The organism is Chryseotalea sp. (assembly GCF_057350905.1).
This window is the reverse complement of sequence record NZ_JBMRCF010000023.1, coordinates 122,021-140,183: the sequence shown is the minus strand read 5'-3', so window position 1 is coordinate 140,183 and position 18,163 is coordinate 122,021. Positions and strand designations below refer to the sequence as shown.

Sequence of the window (18,163 nt, the reverse complement as noted above, 5' to 3'; positions counted from 1 at the left end):
ATAATGGCAAATTCGCTAGTCGAGAAAATGAAAGGTTGTCTTTACCAGAGGGCAATTTAAATTTTAAGATTCCGTAGCTCAGCTGGTAGAGCAATACACTTTTAATGTATGGGTCCTGGGTTCGAATCCCAGCGGGATCACAAGTAAAAGCAAAACAAAGCGCCCCTGAGAAGGGGCGTTTTTCGTTTTGGCAGGACTGCTCAAGTTTTTCACTTGAAGCAGGCCAGACAAAATGAAAAATGATGAGCGCAGCTAAGCACATTGTTTTGCTTTTGCAACTTTGATAAGCTGGTGATCACTGAAGGTAATCCCAGCGGGATCACAAGTAAAGCAAAACAAAGCGCCCTAGAGTAGGGCGTTTTTTTTGTTTTGAAGAAATTTCAGAGCAGGGGCCTAAATCGATTGGACAGGCCACTATGAGAATAGCAGCCCGAAGTTTATTTTTACTGCTAAACAAAAGAAGCTTAGGTTGAGATTTCAACTGAAATAAACAGATAACAAATGTTGTATGGCCAAGACATTACTTAGAGAGGTGTCTCATTTAGAAAAGTCTCAAAAGAAGTATTCCATTTTATACTCTGCATTTGTCTGGGCTGTTTTTTCGCTTGGCATTGGCCAACTTATTTTAGTGCTATTGGGCCCTTTGCTATTTCTTTTAGGATCGTTTTGTTTTTCAATCCTATTTTCCATTTTCCTGTTCCGGCAAAAAAGCAGCACTACTTCCCGACTTCAAATAACGAAACTGTATTTGTTGTGGGTGGTGGTTACACTTTGCCTTTCACTGCTTTACGCTTACTTTGTGTTTCTGAAATTTACATGGACGAATGCCCTGCTCTTTTGCATCGCTTCTGTAATTTCGTTACTTCTGCTTATCTTTTATTATCGTCCTCAGCCCAAGAAAGCCATTGTCATCTAACGGTATATATATTGTCGTTTCATCTCTCTTTGTTCTGGTAATAGGCTACGATGTTGTTGTTTGGCTAAATGACCGATCAATAGAATCGTCCGAAATCAGATTGAAACGTTCGCGAATAAGGGTTCAGACGACAGTGCTTATCCTCGGTATCGTACTAACTTTAGTCTCTGCTTTATTCCACGTTAATATTTTGAGTTATTCAAAACCCATCCCGTTTAAGTACATTGATAAATTAACACTCAAGGACTTTAAGGGATATCGCAAGCCATTTGAAACGTTGTATGGAGAAAAAGGATTTGCCTTTATAACGACCACCCTTGAGTATACCATACGCGAAAATCAAGTAGAGGTGAATGCACTATTTCATCCCTCTCGTTCCTACACTTATGACGACCGCTTTGACCGTTTGCTGTTGAAACACGAGCTGTATCACTTCCGGATTACAGAGGTCTTTGCCAGAAAATGTCGGATGGCACTCGCTCAGAAAGAGAAGCCGTCTGTGGAGAATATTGAAAAATGCTTAGCACAATTTAATCTCTATGAAAATGAGATGCAGCAACAATATGATCGGGAAAGCTTTCATGGTTATCTCATGAAAAATCAAGTTCGATGGGAAAAAAGAATAGATAGTTTATTAGTTTTAACAAAAGATTATGAAGAAACAATTATCACTTATCAGTAAAGCACACCTTTTGGCTTTTGTGTCAATCTTATTATTGACTGCCTGTACATCACGATTTCCTGTAGACAAACCTTATTGGACTGATGCAGACTATAGAGAGGTCTGGTTAGAATTATACAGCATGTCGAAAGACGAGGAACTACCACGTTTCTCGAATCCAGAAACGAGTGAAGTCATCAGAAAGATAATTACCCCCCAGAACTACGAAGTTGTTTTGGAGGATGCCGAGCTCGGGTTAAACTACCGTAGTGAGGTTTCTCAAAAGTTCTTTGACCACATAAGAAGTATAATTGATTTATATGGACAGATGGATGTTCAGGATAAATTTGTTTATGCTGAAGAGTTAGCCGAACTCCGAAACTTCTTTTTAGGCTTCCAGATCGTCTATTTCAAAATTGGCAATGAGAATATAGCAAATCAGTCAGATGATCGACAAACCATAAAACGGAATGAACAAACTATTATTAATAATTTTAATAGCTTTTTAGAAGATTTGAGACGTGAGAAAACATATGGTAATCATGCAGCAGTTTTAGGCAAGGGTGTCTCTACTCATTTTTCAAAACTCATCACGACATTTCCTACTGCAGATTATAGTGGAATGTTAGCGAAGGCAAAAGCCGTGCGAGAAAAGGTTCAAACACCTGAGATTCAACAGGCACTGTCGGAGCTTATTACAAAGATTGAATTGCTACAGAGCCAATCGACTACTACTCCTTAAAGAGTTAAAGGGATCGGTGGCACTAGTGTCCTTATTTCAGCGGGATCACACAAAACCTGAGTAGCAATACTCAGGTTTTTTTTATTTATAGTTTGATTTAATAAGAATGATGAGCGCAGCTAAGCACATTGTTTTGCTTTTGCAACTTTGTTAAGTTGGCAGGGCAAGGATGTCTAGTGGCACATCGTATTTTCATGTATTCAAAGAACGCAATGGGTAAGTGATTTTGAAGCTGAATAATCGGATAACAATTGCACTCCAACTTCTTCGCAAGATTTCACAAGCAGAGAATTTCTAATTAAGTTTTGGGAGGAAGTGAAGGAAAATCACTTTGAAGTCATTAGTAAGGCAGCACAAACTAAGCTCAAAAGGAAAGATCTTAGCGATAAGCATAGTTCAAAAGTCAAAAACTAAAAATTCTACTAAAAATTTTACGTTTCATGCCGTTCATAATGTTGTTTATATTTTTTTTGCGTATGCAACAATTCATACGAATCGATCCATTTGAATGACCTCCAACTTTTCAAATACAGCTCCATCGTGATGAAGGGTACTTGGATGATCAAAATAATTTTATCCCCAATTTCCATTCTTCTTTACTTTCTGACTGGCAGGGCTCACAAGATTTTTTACTGTCAGGACTTTCTCCTTAATTGATATTGAGTCTATTTACTCAACGCACTGAGTAAATTGTAAATGATATTCGAAAGGCTTTATATTCAACATCTTACAACAAGGATGAAGAGCCAAAGACCTGTTCGCAGTACAAGAGAAGCCTGGTTAGAGCAACAAAGGAAGACGGCCTGACTGCAGCTGAAAAACGCAGTTGCCAATCCTTACCGGCTAATTTCAGATACAACAAAAACGAGGGTTCCGTTTTGTGACCTGTATATCGTATGATCTGATAAACATCAAGGCTTCCTAAAAGGTATGCGTTGGTCGGAAACGAGCCTCTGGCAATATTTCAATCCACCTTTTAATCTCTTCACCATCAATATTGAAATAAAGCTATAGCGAGGAGATATGGCCCTGCAAAAAAAAGATTTAAAAATATTTCCTAGCTATGACAACACCTCCTGCGTCATAAGACAGAAAGGCTAGATAGTAATCTTCTCCGCCCACTCCAATCCATTGGGAAGATCAATTGTGTTAAACTCAAGATGTAGTACTCTCCTGTGTTTTTGACTTTTTGCTTTGGAGGAAGCATGGAGCAATAGTGGTTTCATAATGTGAATGCCGCAAATGTTTACATCACAAACAAATGGAATACTATTCTGCGTGATAAGCTGGATTTCTGCATTACTTAATTTCTTATTGTGAGACCCCGGCACAATTTTCAATGCACCATTTTCTTCGCCAGTATCATCGAGGTGAATTCTGATCGTGATCGTATCCTTTAAAATATCTTCCGGAGGACATACGCCATGCTCCCCCGATTTTCTTGTCCATCCTGAGAAACCTTCTGTCTCAATTTTATCTTTTACGTTGATCGTTATATCCTGGTGCCAGGTTACGTACCAATTTGCTTCAGGAGATTTGTCAAAGTAGATGGCTTTAGTAAGAAATAGGTTTCGGTTTAGCTTCCCTAAAATATTTAACAGGTTGGCATTAAAAATGAGTTTAGTAAGTGCTGGAATTTTTTGCAGCAAACTGCGTATGGCATGTGGCTCTTCATGGGGGTTCTCCTTTTGATAGTTATAAATAATGTTCTTTATGACATTGATCTCCTTTTTGCCAAACACATGATTAAGGATAACAAAACCCTTGTACTCAATCTTCTTCAGGATATTCTGAAGCGAAGTATTGTTTAGTTCATATTGGTAGAGATCCAGGGCATTTTCAAATTGCTCTTTAATCCTTTTTTTTAGACGTTCAGGGGCCATTACTTTAATCCGATCACCAAATCCAAGAATTTCTCTTTCGAGCTCAAAATTTAATTGAACATTGATAGAAAAGACCATGCCATTAGGTAACGTCTCCACAATTTGTTGACTGTGGTGCAATGGTTTGGTTACTATATATGGTGCTGTTTCGTTATCTGCGAAGATTACGACTTTATCGGCTGTGCTGTTCTGATTGACGGTAACACCAATTACATCATGAAAAAACTCACTGACATTGAAAGATTGAGGCGATACAAATTTTGCATCGGATTCCTGGATAGTGACAATTCTGTCTAGTGCCAGTGTCATTACTGGTGTGTTTCTTTTCTTGACACCCAGAACAAACCATCGATTACGATATTCCTTTAGATAGTAAGGATGAAATGTAAAACTATTTGCCGTCCTGGCTTTAAAAGATTGGTATTTTAACTCCAAAGCCTTTTTATTAATGATCGCTTTATATAGCGTTTCGATATGCTCTAGTCCTCTTAAGTTGTCATTTTTTTCAAAATCGATAACCGGTTCCTGTTTGGTTTTTGCAGAATAAATTTTATTTTCTAAACGCTGCACCATGCCACTCAATTCCTGGAAATGACTAAAGCCTTTGAATTGCCTGAGTATCTCCACTACCTCTGTCAATTTGTTAAGATCCTGATCAGTCAGTGGAATATTTGTGATGGAATACTCAGCATCTTCATAGGTATAGTATTTCTTTTCTAATACAACAATGGGCGCATTGTAGCCCAGCTTATCGCTACGCATCATCTGGATATCCATTTGAACTGAGCGTCTACTTACGCCTTTATCAATACCCTCATATTCATATAAGGCTTCAGAGCAAGCATCGATCAGATCCTCTAAAGTCCACCTACGATGTCTGTTTCTCAGGCAGTTATCTATAGTCCGAAAGCGGATAAGGGCGTTTCTATTAACTGGCATGGAAAAATATTTTCAAAAAATAACGAAAATTTTTTCACTGCGCAAAAAGACTGCGCAGTAGCCCCTCAATTTTGAATCATCAATTAAACGAAACAGTTATGAAGTTCAATGTATTTAGAAAAGCAAAAGTAAGGGCAAACTACGAAGGGGCTCCGACTTTTCCATTGGATAAGCGTACCGAGTTATATAGCTCAGTGGTAACGACTTCATTGAACGATAAGTTTTATGAAAACAGCAATGAGCGTCTGCAGCGAATTCAATCTTTGATTGCTCAAAACGATGCTACTTTCGTTGCTCAGCTGGCTATCTACGCAAGAACCAAGATGAATATGCGTAGCATACCATTGGTGCTGGCTGTTGAGTTGGCAAAAACAAAGGTGGGTAATGGATTGGTAAGTAAAGCGGTGAAGGGAGTGGTGCAACGTGCCGATGAGATCACCGAGTTGCTGGCATATTACCAATTGGCTAATGATAGAAAAGAGACGAAGAAGTTGAATAAACTTTCCAAGCAAATCCAGCGAGGACTGGCAGAATCATTCAACCGTTTTGATGAATACCAGTTCGCAAAGTACAACCGCGATGGAGAAATCAAATTGAAGGATGCATTATTCCTGGTTCACCCAAAGGCGATCAACGAAGAACAACAAATGTTGTTCACCAAGATTGCAAAAAATGAACTTCAAGTACCTTATACCTGGGAGACAGAGTTGTCTCTATTAGGCCAGAAAAGTTTTGCCAATGAGCAAGAGAAGCAGGCAGCTTTTCGAGCAAAGTGGGAAGAGCTGATCACAAGTGGAAAGTTGGGATACATGGCCGTGTTAAGAAACTTGCGTAATATGATTGAAGCGGAGGTTTCTGCTGAAGTGATGAAAGAAGTGTGCGTGCTGTTAGCTGATTACCATTCGGTGATGAAGTCAAAGCAATTGCCATTCCGATTTCTGGCCGCATACCGCGAGGTAAAGGCATTGCAGTCTGGTTTGGTGCCAATGGTTTTGGATGCGTTGGAAAACGCTGTGAAGCAAAGTGCGATGAACATACGTGGTTTTGATGCTAATACTTCGGTATTAATTGCCTGCGATGTTTCCGGATCTATGCAGAAAGCAATTTCTGCAAAGAGTAAGGTGTTGAACTACGACATTGGTTTAATGCTAGGAATGTTACTGCAATCACGTTGTGAAAATGTTCAGACAGGTATGTTTGGTGACACATGGAAAGTAATCAACATGTCCCGTAAGAACATTCTGGCTAACGTTCAGGAGTTCTACAGCCGAGAAGGGGAAGTTGGTTATGCAACGAATGGTTATCTGGTGCTGAAGGACTTGATCAGTCGTAAGAAAGTGGTTGATAAAATCATGATGTTTACTGACTGCCAGTTGTGGAACAACAATGTAATCGATAATGTGATGCAAAACAGCATTACATCCTTGTGGAAGCAGTACAAGATGATTGCACCACAGGCGCGATTGTACTTGTTCGACCTGGCAGGTTACGGACAAACTCCAATTGATGTACAGAAAGATGGGGTGTACTTAATTGCAGGATGGTCTGATAAAATCTTCGATGTACTATCTGCATTGGAGGAAGGTGCACATGCACTTTCTGAGATTGAAAAGATAGAATTGTAAATGATGCCCTCCCCTTCAGATGGAAGGGGAGGTTTTGAAAAGATCTTATAGCTTAAAAGGAAAAGCCTGCGGTAAAAGACAGATCGATCCGCAGCGTGTATGGATGATTCCGTTACTGCCACGCGCTATAACGGATAGAATTTGTGACGCAGGGCGCCACACCGAAATACTACTCTAAAGAAGTAAAGTAGGGAAGCGCATTTAGAGCCATACTGCCTGTGAGGGAATTTCGGTTCGAATCCGAATAAGATCGCAATATGTTCTTTGAAAAAGTATAGAATAAGGATGTCGTAGAGATGGGATACTTCGCACCTAAAAGGGGAGGAATCACATATCCGTCTAGTGCGGAAAAGTGTTCCGGGTTCGACTCCCGGCATGCAATGCCCCACTTCCCATTTCGCCTTTTACTCCTTATTAATTAATTATAGTAAATGCCGTAGTGTAGAGATACTTCGTTTGGTTGGAAGCCGAAAGGCGTAGCGGTTCGAATCCGTAAATGCTCTATGCGAATGTTGCTTTGCTATAATGAAAGGTGCCGTACATAAGAGTTACTTCAACCTGTCACGTTTAAAAGCCTCTTGTGGTCTTTTGCCCTTTCTTGATACTGTATACGAATTGATGCCGTAGATAAGAGATACTTCGATAACTTGTGTGTCGTGGGTTCAAATCCCATTCCGGCTTTTGCCGGATAGCTCAGTCTGGTAGAGCAACAAAAAACTTTTATCGTCTTTTGCTCATTTCGTTTTAAAATAAAATCAAGTGCCGTAGATCAGCGTTACTTCGACTGTGGATCGGGTGGACGCGGGTTCGAGCCCCGCCTTTGCGAGTAATCGCGTAGTAGCTCAGTTGGTTAGAGCGCCAATGTCGCTGTTCGTCTTTTGCCTTGATTCTTACTACAACAGGGTGTATATCAGTTGGTAGATTACCCGCCTTGGATGCGGGAGGTCGTTGGTTCAAATCCAGCTACCCTGACATTGAATTGGAGATATAGATTAAATTGAAAATCATCTGGCTACGAACCAGAAGACTAAGGGTTTGAATCCTTTTATCTCCACTGAATTTGCGGAAGTGAGGGAATACTGGTCTTATCCCGATGGCTGTCGGGAAGGTTTTAAGAGTTCGAATCTCTTCTTCGGTACTAATATTAACAATACGGAATGACTGAATCATTTGATGAAGATTTTTGTGTTTATATTGAATACTATCTTGGCGTTACCTTTCAAGCATCTGAGGATGAAAGGATAAAAAAGTTATGGTGTGATGGAGTGGCTATCCCTTCATCAAATCAGCTGGAAAAGAAGTTGATTTATGATAACAGAAAACTGATTACAAAAGCATGGATCGGAGTTGATGGACAAACTGAATTTGAGATGACGATTAAACTTGGAAAGAGCTCACTAAAAAGATTTGCTCAAGGGAAAAGTTTGAAGGATTGCATCCCAACAGTAAACAATTTTGATTGGATAATAATCAATTTGGAAAAGAAAAAGATAGAACTTCGGCTTTTATGAATTGACTAGTGACTTAATAATAGAATGGAGAACAATAAAATTCAGGATATCTTAAAAACAATGAAGGACAATGGTGGCCCCTCCTATTTTTCATTGAAAAAGAATGATCAACAAGAAAATCATGACATTTTCATTGATGCAAACAGGAATGGAATATTGGCATTTTGCGAAATCCTTCTACAGTCACTTGAAAGATCAGATCTTAATAATGAGTTTTTAAATGATATGCCTGATAATTTCCAGGCTGAGGACTCCGATGCATGGATCACCCATATCAAAGTGGCAAATGGAAACAGGACTCCAATTGTTGAGTCTGATGATTCCTTTATATCAAAATTTGGGTGTATTGCAGGACTTATAGCAATTGTGGCTATATTTTTAATAGGCCTGGTAAATTCTTTAGGCTGGATAGTAGAGCTGATAAAATAATTTGTAATAGAAAGAAAACTGCGCAAAAAGATTGCGTAGTCATGCTTCATCTTTGAAGCATGTTAATAATTAAAGAAATGAAACTCACTGGAACAGACCTCAAAAACATAGGCTTCCCTGAGGGAAAAGCCATTGGTATTGCCTTGACCATTTTAGAAAAAGAATATGCTCACCTGGATACCAATGAACAACACTTATTGTTGAAAGCGGTTATTGTAAGGCCTGCTGAATTTGCAACTGATGAAAAACTATCGCCATTGGTAAATGAATTACTTAAACCTGCCGATAACACTATTGCATTAAATGACAGCCCACAGCTTTATTCGATCTATGGCGCAGAAGCGATTGAACAAGGAGCATTTAACCAGATGGCTAATGCGATGAGGCTTCCGATAACCGTAGCTGGTGCATTGATGCCAGATGCACATCAGGGATATGGATTACCGATCGGTGGCGTATTGGCGACCAACAACGCTGTAATCCCTTATGGCGTTGGTGTGGATATTGGTTGTAGAATGTGTTTGTCCTTATTCGATCTTCCAACATCGATGCTCGATGAAAAGAAGGAAGAACTGAAGAAAATGCTCATCAACAATACGCAGTTTGGGACCGCTGTTTTCAAGCGACCCAAAGATCATGAGATCTTTCAGAGAAACGAATTTAATGAAATTAAGATTGTAAAAGAGCTAAAAGACAGGGCATGGAAACAGATTGGCACTTCCGGAGGTGGAAATCACTTTGTTGAATTCGGGATAGTGGAGATTGTCTCTCCGGTAAATGAATATAATGTCATTCCAGGAAAATACCTGGCTTTACTTTCTCATTCAGGTTCAAGAGGTTTAGGAGCAACCATTGCAGGTCATTATACTAAAATAGCAATGGAAATCACTAAGCTTCCCCAAGAAGCTAAACATCTCGCCTGGCTCGATCTGAATACAGAAGCAGGCCAAGAATATTGGATGGCAATGAACCTCGCTGGTGATTATGCATCAGCTTGTCATCACCAGATCCATGAAAGGATGGCTGTTGGTTTGAGAACAAATCCGATTGCGATGATCGAGAACCATCACAACTTTGCCTGGAAAGAAAAGGATGCTGAAGGCAATGAAGTGATTGTTCACCGGAAGGGAGCAACACCAGCTGGTAAAGGGGTTCTGGGTATCATTCCAGGATCGATGGCAACACCTGGGTTTATTGTGCGAGGGAAAGGACAAGCATCATCTATCAATTCAGCTTCACACGGTGCAGGCAGAACAATGTCTCGAACAAAAGCAAAAGAAACGATCGCACCTGCAACAGTAAATCAATTTTTGAAGGACGCTGGAGTTGAGTTGATTGGTTCAGGATTGGATGAAGCTCCGATGGCATACAAGAACATTCACCAGGTGATGGATGCGCAGAAAGAACTCGTAGAAGTATTGGGTTCATTCATGCCAAAGATTGTGAGAATGTGTGGTGATGAAAGATTTAAAGAAGTGGACTAGGTTAGTAAGTACCTACGATTATGGAAAAGATTATTCTAGATAAGTTAGTAGAAATTGAAAAGCAGAGCAGCGTGAAAATCCTCTACGCCTGTGAATCCGGCAGTCGTGCCTGGGGTTTTGCTTCGCCCGATAGCGATTATGATGTTCGCTTTATTTATGTTCACCCTATCGACTATTATTTAACTATAGACGAGCAACGTGACGTGATAGAATTACCCATCAATGATTTGTTAGACATTAACGGATGGGAATTACGCAAGGCGCTTCGCTTGCTGCGAAAGGCAAATGCACCATTGTATGAATGGCTTCAATCGCCCATTGTTTATCAGATGGAAGAAACGTTTTTAGCTGAGCTTCGTGAGCAGATGAACAACTATTTCTCATCCAGGGCCATGATGCATCATTACATCAGCATGACAAAGAATGTGCTGGATAATGATTTATCTAGCGTACAGGTGCGACTGAAGAAGTATTTCTATGCATTACGACCTGTGTTGGCAAGTCTCTGGATCGCCAAGCACAATGGAACTCCTCCCATGGAGTTTGGAATACTTCGAAAAATGCTTGATCCTGAGCTTGATAGTATTATCGATGACCTATTAATGCAGAAGGGAAAAGTAGACGAGAAGTTTTTAATCAATGTTATTCCTCAGCTTAACGATTGGATAAAAGTTCAAGTCGATTTTTGTGAAAAGAATGTTCCTGACCGAGGACCCAAATTAGATAGTATTTCATTGAACGAAATCTTCAGACGATACACTAAATGACATTGGAATATCTTCATAATAATAATAATCATCTTTTGCTTAAGTGCATAAGTGGAAGTCATGCTTATGGATTAAACTTACCGCATTCAGACACTGACATCAAGGGAGTATTTGTTTTACCTAAGCAAGATTTCTATGGTCTTAACTTCACTGACCAGGTAAATAATGAGACTAATGATATTATGTACTATGAGATCAGGAAATTCATTGATTTGCTATTGAAGAACAATCCCAATATTCTCGAACTATTAGCCACGCCTGAAGATTGTATTCTTTACAAGCATCCGGTAATGGATTGGGTCAAGCCAGAAATGTTTCTTTCGAAACTTTGTAATCAAAGCTTTGGTCAATATGCCTATGCCCAGATTAAGAAGGCACGAGGACTAAATAAAAAGATACTCAATCCGATTGATCAAAAACGAAAAACGATCATTGATTTCTGTTATGTTATTCAAGGTGCACAGTCGGTTCCTGCTTCAGTATGGCTAACAAAAAATAACTATCATCAAGAGGCTTGCGGATTGGTTCGCATTGATCACATGCGGGATATTTACGCATTGTTTTACGAGTCTGATACAACGTTTAAGTTTAAAGGCATTTATTCGGATGAGTCTGCAGACGAAGTTTCATTAAGTTCTGTTCCAGTAGGATTAAGCCCGAAGGCGATTTTGAGTTTCAACAAAGATGGATATTCCATTTACTGCAAAGAGTATAAGCAATATTGGGAGTGGGTGAATCAACGAAATGAAGAACGGTATGAAAATACTGTTAGTCACGGAAAAAATTACGATGCCAAAAACATGATGCATGTATTCCGTCTTCTAAATATGGCGCAGGAGATTGCAAAGGAGCATCGTTTAAACGTTAGACGGCCAGACAGGGATTTTTTACTTCGTATTCGTGCTGGTGAATTTATGTATGAGGAACTGGTAAAGCAGGCCGAGGAAAAAATCAAGGTAGTAGATGACTTATTCAGAAACTCAGATTTGCCAGAAGTGCCAGACTCAAAGATCAGCGAAGAACTTCTCATTAAGATTAGAGAAGCTTTTTATCGTTAATTAGTAAATTGTCGGAGAGGGATCAATTGAACACTTTAAAAATATGAAGGGATCGGTGGCACTAGTGTCCTTGTTACTATGGGATCACAAGTAAAGCAAAACAAAAAATAATGAATGTAGTACGGTGGGTTTGCTATTACAAACGCTGAATAAGCTCGTAATTCTAAATAACCTGAGTTTTTATTTCTTCTGAATAAGATAAACGCCACATATTAAAATCACAATACCCAATACGCGCCACCAGGTAATTGAATTGACTGGCATACCCAGAAGTCCGAAGTGATCAATAACAACAGCAGCCACAAACTGACCTGCCACAATAAATCCCAAGGCATTGGCGGCACCAATACGGGGAGCAGCGATTACAACTGCAGTAACATAAACGACACCAAGTAAACCACCTGTGAATTTCCACCAGGTAAACTCAAAGCCGGCAGGAAAAACAGGATCGACTTTAAAAAAGAAGAAATAGATGATAGCCAAGGCAACAGTTCCAATAGCAAAAGAGATTAAAGCTGTAAGCACTGGATTATTCGTATCGTTACGAAGCTGGGAATTTACTCCGGTTTGAATAGCCACAGCGATGCCTGCAAGTAATGACAAAAGATAGAAATAGTTCTTCATAGAGGAGTTGAATAGAATTTTTCTTGTATAGATGATATTTTATTTCGCTACTGAGAAAGCTTCTGCTTTTCGGATTTATCAAAGCGTGTAATAAAGGAGCAATGCTGACAAAAGTCTTCAACCAATACACCGTTTAAAAAACCATCTCTCATCTTCACAAATCTTTCGCTGGCGAGAATCTCCTGCAGCGATTGTTCTTTGACATTGCCTAAATTGATAACACCACTTTTATCCAGGCAGCATGGCACCACGGTACCATCAGCATGAATACCAATGTGATTGACTGTGCCATGGCAACGCCCGCGCGTACCTTGGTGTGGCAATGAAAAAGAAGGCCACTCAAAGCGTGAATCAAAGTGCAGGTAGAGTCGGTTCCAGATTCTTTTGGATTTGATAGCTCCCGTCTCAATGTTTCGGTTGATAGTTAAATTGAAGTGCTCTTCTATTTTTAAAAACACATCTTCATTATCAGCATCGTTGCTCTCCTGATTCCACAACCGGTAATTAATGTAGAGCTCAGGCCGCTGCGCATAAGCTGCCGTTGTAAATTCAAATAAGGGCATTAGATAAGGCGTAAGATCCCGCTCTGGAAAATTGTCCTTAAACGCCTGCAGCGAAAAATTGACTTGTCGTACAGCAGGAGAGGCGATGATGCGCTCCTTATGCCGGTTGATTAATATACCATTGGTGGTTAGGTCTATTTGTGTATGGTATCGCTCGCACACATCCAGTATTTCAGAAAACCTGGGGTGAGCCAGGGGCTCGCCTAACAAATGCAAGCATACAATTTCAGCCAGGGGCGCTACCTCTTTCAGTACAACCTCAAATTCAGATAAGTCCATTAACTTCTTGTCCTTGTCTACAACCGGACAAAAAGAACACTGCACATTGCAAATGTTGGATATTTCAAGATAGACTCTTTTGAACATGTTTATTTAACCTGAATGCTTTCTACCACTGAAATTCAATCTTAACCACAACAAAAGTAAATGATCCAATTTTGCTTTTAACTTCTCTACACCTTCTGCACTTATCAGGAGCATTTTCACCATAGGGCTCAATCGCTATACAAGTCTCCGGCTTTTACTAACACCAATCCATGCTCTCCATGAAGCCTGGTTTATGTTCATGCGAGTGTATAAAAGAAAAATTAATTATTGACACGAGCTGCCGATTACCGGATTAGCCTTTATCGTCAGGCAGACTGTTAAATGCATTTCGCTTTTCTTCCATCCAGGCAGCGGTAGCCTCAGGAGAGGTCATTCTGCTACGCATTTCATTCATGGCCGCCATATGCGCAGCATCACCTTGGGCCACCATTTCACGGGCATGCTTGCTTACCATCATGGCAATCTCATCAAATGAGTTCGCCTGAAATGTATGATCACATGCTCCTCCCAATTGTTTGCAAGTCATTGCTTTCATAGAAACAGATTTTGTGATAAAGGTAAGAAAAGATTCGTTGACCTGGATTTTTGTGCATACCGTGTTTAAGGCGCTGTATCTATTTTCGTTTCATAAAGAAGGGCCGTGAATAGCCAATGAGACTGGCGCTGAGGCTATCTACAGCCATTGATTCGCCTGCTCTGAAAAACTGTATGGTATTTTGTTTTGAACTGAAGCGCACGCTGTCCCCTTTTGCAATCAGATCCCCTTTAGACATGACAAAGTTAATGGAGTCACCCGACCGATGGAAGATCATGTATAGCATATCGTGATCTACAAAAAAACGTTTAAGGCTATCTTCGCGATCTACCTGTGGATTACCCGCTGTTATCCGGCACCAATATTTACCGGTGTGTTTGTTAAACATGTGCACGCTATCAACCTGTGCCGAAAATTCATAGCGCAATGCTTTGGCAAACCAGTGCCGCTCATCTTCCTTATTCGCTCGCTCACTAAAAAGCAAGCGAAGAACAAGTAGCAGGCTGATTAAGCCCACACTTCCTACAACCAGCAAGATTCTTTTCATTACATGAAATTAATGGTCATTGTTTTCTAAAGATCTAATTTACATCCTCCGAAGGTAAAATCGTTACCATCTATTAAGTTCATTTGCACAGGTGGAGCAATACAGGCACTCTACCTGAATTTTAATGCGAAATAGCTGTGAAGATATAATTGCCGCAGACCTCTCAACCTGATTACTGAAGTAAAATCAATGTTTCTGCTCAGGTTATCAAATTTCAATTACAATTAATGCTTAAGTTCGCAGCGGGATTAAGAAGTATCAGCAGCCCCTAAAAACACATCCATGACAGAAAGAGAATTGAGAAAACTGGAAGCCACCATTAGAGGCAAAATGGAAGATATCAAAGCGCAGCGTGTCTCCCTGAAAGACTCTGGCATTGGTGGGCTCATGAACTCATTGAAGAAAGTAGATGAAGCCCTTTACGAAAAAATACTGCCAGAATACAAGAAGATGGCTGCGAGTGCGAATATGTTTAAGTGAGCTGTGAGCTTGATAGTGTTAAAGTTAGCTATGAGCTACTGGCTGCGAGCTGCTGGCTAAAAGTGCTAAATTGTTAAGGTGTGAAAGTGTTAGCGTGTTAAGGTGGCAGTCGGGAAAGTTGTTTTAAGCTTGTCCATCCCTTGTTACGCGGAGCATAAAACAGCGGACGATTTTCTCTTCAAAATCAGTTTTCTTTCATAGACACTGCCTATACAAGGATATTCGGTAGGGTGATATTGCTAAGGCTGGAGTTTCCTGCGTTTAATAATTACATCTTGCAGACTGTCTAACGATCTAATCCTTTTGTTGGTGTAATCAACGCCAGATCTGATTTGCGAATTTGCGATATAATAGTACCATCCGTTTTCTCCGATTTCCCCGGTGGTAGAACTGTTTAAATTATGGTCATCAATAATTTGTTGGCCTATAATTGAATCCAAAGAAGGATCAAGATAAAAGCGTCTGATCAAAGAACCTTGATGCGCAATCAGGCTGTTATCAAAGAAAGCTAATCCGTCAATTGCTTGAGGTCTGGTGGTGAATTCACTTTGCAGTATTCCATAGTTTTTAGTTGCTACATCTATTTTAAGTAATCCTTCTGTGCTAGACACAAAAAGTGTTTTGTTGTCCTGAGATAGGGTGATTCCATTTAGAAAGGTGAATCCATCCGGTCTTAAAAACTCCTCAATTTCTTGAAATCCATACTTAAGAATGAAGATTTTGTTGGTGATGGATTCTGTGATGTACACATCACCGTTTTCGGCAACGGTGAGATCGTTAAAGCCGATATCTTCGTTAGCAATAGTATTGACCTGATAAATTCCATTTAATTTTTTACTTGTTAGATCATAGCAATAAAGTCTTGACTGCCAACGATCATCTAAAATTGCCGGGGCTGTGGGGATTGATTTCCCTTTTGTACTGATCACCCACAGCTTGTTTCTTTTACCATCAACCTCCATCCCAAACGTACTCCACAGATCATCCGCAGCCGTTTCAACAAAATCGTAAAACCTGCCACTTTGTTCGATGGCAACAATTTTCCTTTTATACATACTGCTGATGAAAAGCCGATGGCTCCCGGAGTCATAAGCGGTCCCTTCCGGAATTAAGTCCCGTTCTGTTAGCAGGGCCAGTGTATCGGATACTGAAGATGCTGTCTTTTTATCTTGGGAAACCGTACAGCTCATACAAAGCACTAAAAGAAGAGGGCTATAAAATTTGCATACCATCATTCAGTCAATTAAAATATACATTCTTTTATGAGCATAAGGTATAGCCGTGTTCAGCATACTCGACTACTAATCTCTTAATTCCAGGGATGACAGTCTCCGTGTATAAACAGAAAGGCCATATACGTCAACAGAAAGTCTAAAACCGCTAATCAGCAAGTTTGCATCAAGGACCTTAGCGCCATACGTTTCCAGCGCTTAAAGGGAAAATTATTTTTTGCTCTTACTAAAATCTACTGTTTGTCAATGCTCACTCCGTTTTCTGATATTCAATTTTAGTGATGCGCCACACAAAGGCACCGGCTCCTGTTTTCACGGTGGCTTCCTCGCCTACGGTTTTATTCAGCAAGGCCATGGCCATGGGGGAGTCTACAGAAATATAATCTTTGGTGTTGATGATCTCCTCAGCACCTACAATGCGAAAACGTATTTTCCTGCCTTTATCATTTTCAATTTCTACCCAGGCTCCGAACATTACTTTGCCTTCCTGAAAGGGAGAATAATGCACAACTTTCAAATCATCGATGCACTTGCGCAGGTAGCGTATGCGGCCGTCAATTTCCCTCAGTCTTTTTTTGTTGTAGTGGTAATCAGCATTTTCAGACCGGTCGCCCAAGCTGGCTGCCCACGATACCTTTTGCGTGGTTTCGGGTCGCTCCACACGCCACAGATGATCGAGTTCTGCTTTTACTTTCTCCAGGCCTTCGGGCGTGATTAACATTGTTTTCATACTTGTTTCTTTAGGCAAGATCCTTTAGGAGTGATGCCAATAAAATGCAAAATTGTTTTTAATACAAAACGCAAAGTGTTCTGCACTTCATACACGTGTTACTTTGTTATGAGGGCCTGTCCTTCAAAAACTACACCTGTCCAGCCGTGTACCATAAACTGCCGGATGTTCTGGTGGTCAGTGCCTTGTGGAGTTTTTAGCACAGCCTGGTAATGTTCTGCAAACAAGGCGAGGGTATCTGCTTCGTTTAGTTTGTTTAATTGTGCGAAGGTAAACACCTTGGCGCTACCCTGGTTCTGCGTGGCTTCATTGTATGCCGCTCCGTTTTTAAATGCGGTGGGCGTGTGCTGGTAATGTTGTTCTATAAAGGCAATTACTTCTTTAAAAGAAATCGATCCATCCTTTACTTGCTTCAACAGGGTGGCTACTTGCTCTTTCATACAGACTATTTTGCACAAAAGTAGTTAACTCGCAGCAAAGTTTGGTAGCGTGGCAGATGATTGGTTGTTCGGTTTTCGTTGTTCCTTGTTGGTTGTTCGTTGTTGGTGATTCGGGTTGCCTAACTTGCTCTATTGAGTGCAAGCGTCTCGAACATCGTCTATGAAGGACTGGTGCACAATCAAGCCTTTAATTCTCCTTCACTCGCACAAGCTGCTGACTTGTGCTTAATTTTCTATAAGAGTTACCCACTTCTGCTTTTAGCTACTTTTGCTCATGGCTTGTAATCGTTTGGGCGGTTGTGGTAAGCATTTGTATTCAACTTTCAAATAGCCGACCTTTAGGGACGTTTAGCGTATAGGCCAAGGCATACGTTGAATTGATATTTGATAGCGCACGTTTTATATTGAAAACAATGGAAAATTTTACACTCAAAGAAGGCGAGGAGTACATCGAACTTAAAAACCTGATCAAACTACTCGGTTGGGTTGACTCCGGCAGCGAGGCCCACGCGCGTATTGATAACCAGGAAATTAAAGTGAATGGCGCCATTGAAACGCAGCGCAGAAAAAAAATAAGAAGGGGAGATGTGGTGATGGCTGATGGGCAACAGGTGACGGTGAAATGAGATAGCCAATTCATGCTTTCTGTCTTACTAAACTAATTTTATGA

The 18,163-nt window shown here is 40.3% G+C and carries 19 protein-coding genes and 3 tRNA genes; 14 read left to right on the top strand and 8 right to left on the bottom strand.

The features are described 5' to 3' along the window. The first annotated feature begins 67 nt into the window (after positions 1–67). The 4 genes from ACO1XM_RS21065 (at position 68) to ACO1XM_RS21050 (ending at position 2,319) form a co-directional block, all read left to right on the top strand. Positions 68–140: transfer RNA gene (locus tag ACO1XM_RS21065), tRNA-Lys, on the top strand. Positions 141–508: 368 nt separating this feature from the next. Then, the gene (locus ACO1XM_RS21060) at positions 509–916 is read left to right on the top strand and encodes a hypothetical protein (RefSeq protein WP_486232757.1); all 408 of its coding nucleotides are present in this window, start codon (positions 509–511) and stop codon (positions 914–916) included. A 100-nt stretch (positions 917–1,016) separates the two neighbouring features. Continuing rightward, positions 1,017–1,598 carry a hypothetical protein gene (locus ACO1XM_RS21055; protein WP_486232755.1) on the top strand — a complete coding sequence of 194 codons (582 nt, stop codon included), beginning with the start codon at positions 1,017–1,019 and terminating at the stop codon, positions 1,596–1,598. Next, the gene (locus ACO1XM_RS21050; protein ID WP_486232753.1) at positions 1,570–2,319 is read left to right on the top strand and encodes a hypothetical protein; all 750 of its coding nucleotides are present in this window, start codon (positions 1,570–1,572) and stop codon (positions 2,317–2,319) included. The genes ACO1XM_RS21055 and ACO1XM_RS21050 overlap by 29 nt, the downstream gene beginning before the upstream one ends. A gap of 1,097 nt (positions 2,320–3,416) precedes the next feature. Here ACO1XM_RS21050 and ACO1XM_RS21045 read toward each other — a convergent pair. Beyond that, entirely contained in the window at positions 3,417–5,141 is a 1,725-nt protein-coding gene (locus tag ACO1XM_RS21045; protein ID WP_486232751.1) for a WYL domain-containing protein, read from the bottom strand. A 98-nt stretch (positions 5,142–5,239) separates the two neighbouring features. On the opposite strand from ACO1XM_RS21045, the gene ACO1XM_RS21040 reads away from it, so the two are divergent. The 8 genes from ACO1XM_RS21040 (at position 5,240) to ACO1XM_RS21005 (ending at position 12,015) form a co-directional block, all read left to right on the top strand. Beyond that, positions 5,240–6,766, top strand: coding sequence for a TROVE domain-containing protein (locus tag ACO1XM_RS21040; RefSeq protein ID WP_486232749.1), 1,527 nt, complete (start codon positions 5,240–5,242; stop codon positions 6,764–6,766). A gap of 899 nt (positions 6,767–7,665) precedes the next feature. Beyond that, a tRNA-Pro gene (locus tag ACO1XM_RS21035) sits at positions 7,666–7,738 on the top strand. 9 nt (positions 7,739–7,747) lie between these two features. Next, positions 7,748–7,820, top strand: a tRNA-Arg gene (locus ACO1XM_RS21030). A gap of 103 nt (positions 7,821–7,923) precedes the next feature. Further along, positions 7,924–8,277: a hypothetical protein gene (locus ACO1XM_RS21025; RefSeq protein ID WP_486232747.1), complete on the top strand. Its 354-nt coding sequence runs from the start codon at positions 7,924–7,926 to the stop codon at positions 8,275–8,277. Between the two features lie 24 nt (positions 8,278–8,301). After that, positions 8,302–8,706: a hypothetical protein gene (locus tag ACO1XM_RS21020; RefSeq protein WP_486232745.1), complete on the top strand. Its 405-nt coding sequence runs from the start codon at positions 8,302–8,304 to the stop codon at positions 8,704–8,706. A 59-nt stretch (positions 8,707–8,765) separates the two neighbouring features. Further along, a complete protein-coding gene (locus ACO1XM_RS21015) occupies positions 8,766–10,190 on the top strand; it encodes an RtcB family protein (RefSeq protein WP_486232743.1) in 1,425 nt (474 codons plus the stop codon). A 20-nt stretch (positions 10,191–10,210) separates the two neighbouring features. After that, positions 10,211–10,957 carry a nucleotidyltransferase domain-containing protein gene (locus tag ACO1XM_RS21010; RefSeq protein ID WP_486232741.1) on the top strand — a complete coding sequence of 249 codons (747 nt, stop codon included), beginning with the start codon at positions 10,211–10,213 and terminating at the stop codon, positions 10,955–10,957. Further along, positions 10,954–12,015 (top strand): DNA polymerase beta superfamily protein, encoded by a 1,062-nt coding sequence (locus ACO1XM_RS21005; RefSeq protein ID WP_486232739.1) that lies wholly within the window; start codon positions 10,954–10,956, stop codon positions 12,013–12,015. Before ACO1XM_RS21010 ends, ACO1XM_RS21005 begins: the two co-directional genes overlap by 4 nt. Before the next feature lie 180 nt (positions 12,016–12,195). On the opposite strand, the gene ACO1XM_RS21000 is transcribed toward ACO1XM_RS21005, so the two are convergent. The 4 genes from ACO1XM_RS21000 to ACO1XM_RS20985 form a co-directional block, all read right to left on the bottom strand. Beyond that, positions 12,196–12,639, bottom strand: a complete 444-nt coding sequence (locus ACO1XM_RS21000; protein WP_486232737.1) for a DMT family transporter — start codon at positions 12,637–12,639, stop codon at positions 12,196–12,198. A 47-nt stretch (positions 12,640–12,686) separates the two neighbouring features. Further along, positions 12,687–13,568: a radical SAM/SPASM domain-containing protein gene (locus tag ACO1XM_RS20995; RefSeq protein WP_486232735.1), complete on the bottom strand. Its 882-nt coding sequence runs from the start codon at positions 13,566–13,568 to the stop codon at positions 12,687–12,689. A gap of 253 nt (positions 13,569–13,821) precedes the next feature. Continuing rightward, positions 13,822–14,064, bottom strand: a complete 243-nt coding sequence (locus ACO1XM_RS20990) for a DUF1059 domain-containing protein (protein ID WP_486232733.1) — start codon at positions 14,062–14,064, stop codon at positions 13,822–13,824. Between the two features lie 79 nt (positions 14,065–14,143). After that, positions 14,144–14,611 (bottom strand): hypothetical protein, encoded by a 468-nt coding sequence (locus ACO1XM_RS20985; RefSeq protein WP_486232731.1) that lies wholly within the window; start codon positions 14,609–14,611, stop codon positions 14,144–14,146. Between the two features lie 282 nt (positions 14,612–14,893). Between ACO1XM_RS20985 and ACO1XM_RS20980 the strand changes: the two genes are divergently transcribed. Further along, a complete protein-coding gene (locus ACO1XM_RS20980) occupies positions 14,894–15,091 on the top strand; it encodes a hypothetical protein (protein WP_486232729.1) in 198 nt (65 codons plus the stop codon). Positions 15,092–15,330: 239 nt separating this feature from the next. On the opposite strand, the gene ACO1XM_RS20975 is transcribed toward ACO1XM_RS20980, so the two are convergent. The 3 genes from ACO1XM_RS20975 to ACO1XM_RS20965 form a co-directional block, all read right to left on the bottom strand. Beyond that, entirely contained in the window at positions 15,331–16,281 is a 951-nt protein-coding gene (locus ACO1XM_RS20975; RefSeq protein WP_486232727.1) for an SMP-30/gluconolactonase/LRE family protein, read from the bottom strand. 292 nt (positions 16,282–16,573) lie between these two features. Next, positions 16,574–17,053 (bottom strand): transcription elongation factor GreB, encoded by a 480-nt coding sequence (greB, locus tag ACO1XM_RS20970; RefSeq protein ID WP_486232725.1) that lies wholly within the window; start codon positions 17,051–17,053, stop codon positions 16,574–16,576. A 98-nt stretch (positions 17,054–17,151) separates the two neighbouring features. After that, the gene (locus ACO1XM_RS20965) at positions 17,152–17,493 is read right to left on the bottom strand and encodes a HopJ type III effector protein (RefSeq protein ID WP_486232723.1); all 342 of its coding nucleotides are present in this window, start codon (positions 17,491–17,493) and stop codon (positions 17,152–17,154) included. 413 nt (positions 17,494–17,906) lie between these two features. On the opposite strand from ACO1XM_RS20965, the gene ACO1XM_RS20960 reads away from it, so the two are divergent. Continuing rightward, positions 17,907–18,119 (top strand): RNA-binding S4 domain-containing protein, encoded by a 213-nt coding sequence (locus ACO1XM_RS20960; RefSeq protein ID WP_486232721.1) that lies wholly within the window; start codon positions 17,907–17,909, stop codon positions 18,117–18,119. Positions 18,120–18,163: the final 44 nt, after the last annotated feature.

Excerpts from the sequence above, each read along its gene's own strand:
- greB (WP_486232725.1), bottom strand. The coding sequence starts at position 17,053 with ATGAAAACAATGTTAATCACGCCCGAAGGCCTGGAGAAAGTAAAAGCA.
- ACO1XM_RS20985 (WP_486232731.1), bottom strand. The coding sequence starts at position 14,611 with ATGAAAAGAATCTTGCTGGTTGTAGGAAGTGTGGGCTTAATCAGCCTG.
- ACO1XM_RS20990 (WP_486232733.1), bottom strand. The coding sequence starts at position 14,064 with ATGAAAGCAATGACTTGCAAACAATTGGGAGGAGCATGTGATCATACA.
- ACO1XM_RS21040 (WP_486232749.1), top strand. The coding sequence starts at position 5,240 with ATGAAGTTCAATGTATTTAGAAAAGCAAAAGTAAGGGCAAACTACGAA.
- ACO1XM_RS21025 (WP_486232747.1), top strand. The coding sequence starts at position 7,924 with ATGACTGAATCATTTGATGAAGATTTTTGTGTTTATATTGAATACTAT.
- ACO1XM_RS21050 (WP_486232753.1), top strand. The coding sequence starts at position 1,570 with ATGAAGAAACAATTATCACTTATCAGTAAAGCACACCTTTTGGCTTTT.
- ACO1XM_RS20975 (WP_486232727.1), bottom strand. The coding sequence starts at position 16,281 with ATGAGCTGTACGGTTTCCCAAGATAAAAAGACAGCATCTTCAGTATCC.
- ACO1XM_RS21005 (WP_486232739.1), top strand. The coding sequence starts at position 10,954 with ATGACATTGGAATATCTTCATAATAATAATAATCATCTTTTGCTTAAG.
- ACO1XM_RS21010 (WP_486232741.1), top strand. The coding sequence starts at position 10,211 with ATGGAAAAGATTATTCTAGATAAGTTAGTAGAAATTGAAAAGCAGAGC.
- ACO1XM_RS20965 (WP_486232723.1), bottom strand. The coding sequence starts at position 17,493 with ATGAAAGAGCAAGTAGCCACCCTGTTGAAGCAAGTAAAGGATGGATCG.
- ACO1XM_RS21045 (WP_486232751.1), bottom strand. The coding sequence starts at position 5,141 with ATGCCAGTTAATAGAAACGCCCTTATCCGCTTTCGGACTATAGATAAC.
- ACO1XM_RS21020 (WP_486232745.1), top strand. The coding sequence starts at position 8,302 with ATGGAGAACAATAAAATTCAGGATATCTTAAAAACAATGAAGGACAAT.
- ACO1XM_RS21060 (WP_486232757.1), top strand. The coding sequence starts at position 509 with ATGGCCAAGACATTACTTAGAGAGGTGTCTCATTTAGAAAAGTCTCAA.
- ACO1XM_RS20980 (WP_486232729.1), top strand. The coding sequence starts at position 14,894 with ATGACAGAAAGAGAATTGAGAAAACTGGAAGCCACCATTAGAGGCAAA.
- ACO1XM_RS21000 (WP_486232737.1), bottom strand. The coding sequence starts at position 12,639 with ATGAAGAACTATTTCTATCTTTTGTCATTACTTGCAGGCATCGCTGTG.
- ACO1XM_RS20995 (WP_486232735.1), bottom strand. The coding sequence starts at position 13,568 with ATGTTCAAAAGAGTCTATCTTGAAATATCCAACATTTGCAATGTGCAG.
- ACO1XM_RS21015 (WP_486232743.1), top strand. The coding sequence starts at position 8,766 with ATGTTAATAATTAAAGAAATGAAACTCACTGGAACAGACCTCAAAAAC.
- ACO1XM_RS20960 (WP_486232721.1), top strand. The coding sequence starts at position 17,907 with ATGGAAAATTTTACACTCAAAGAAGGCGAGGAGTACATCGAACTTAAA.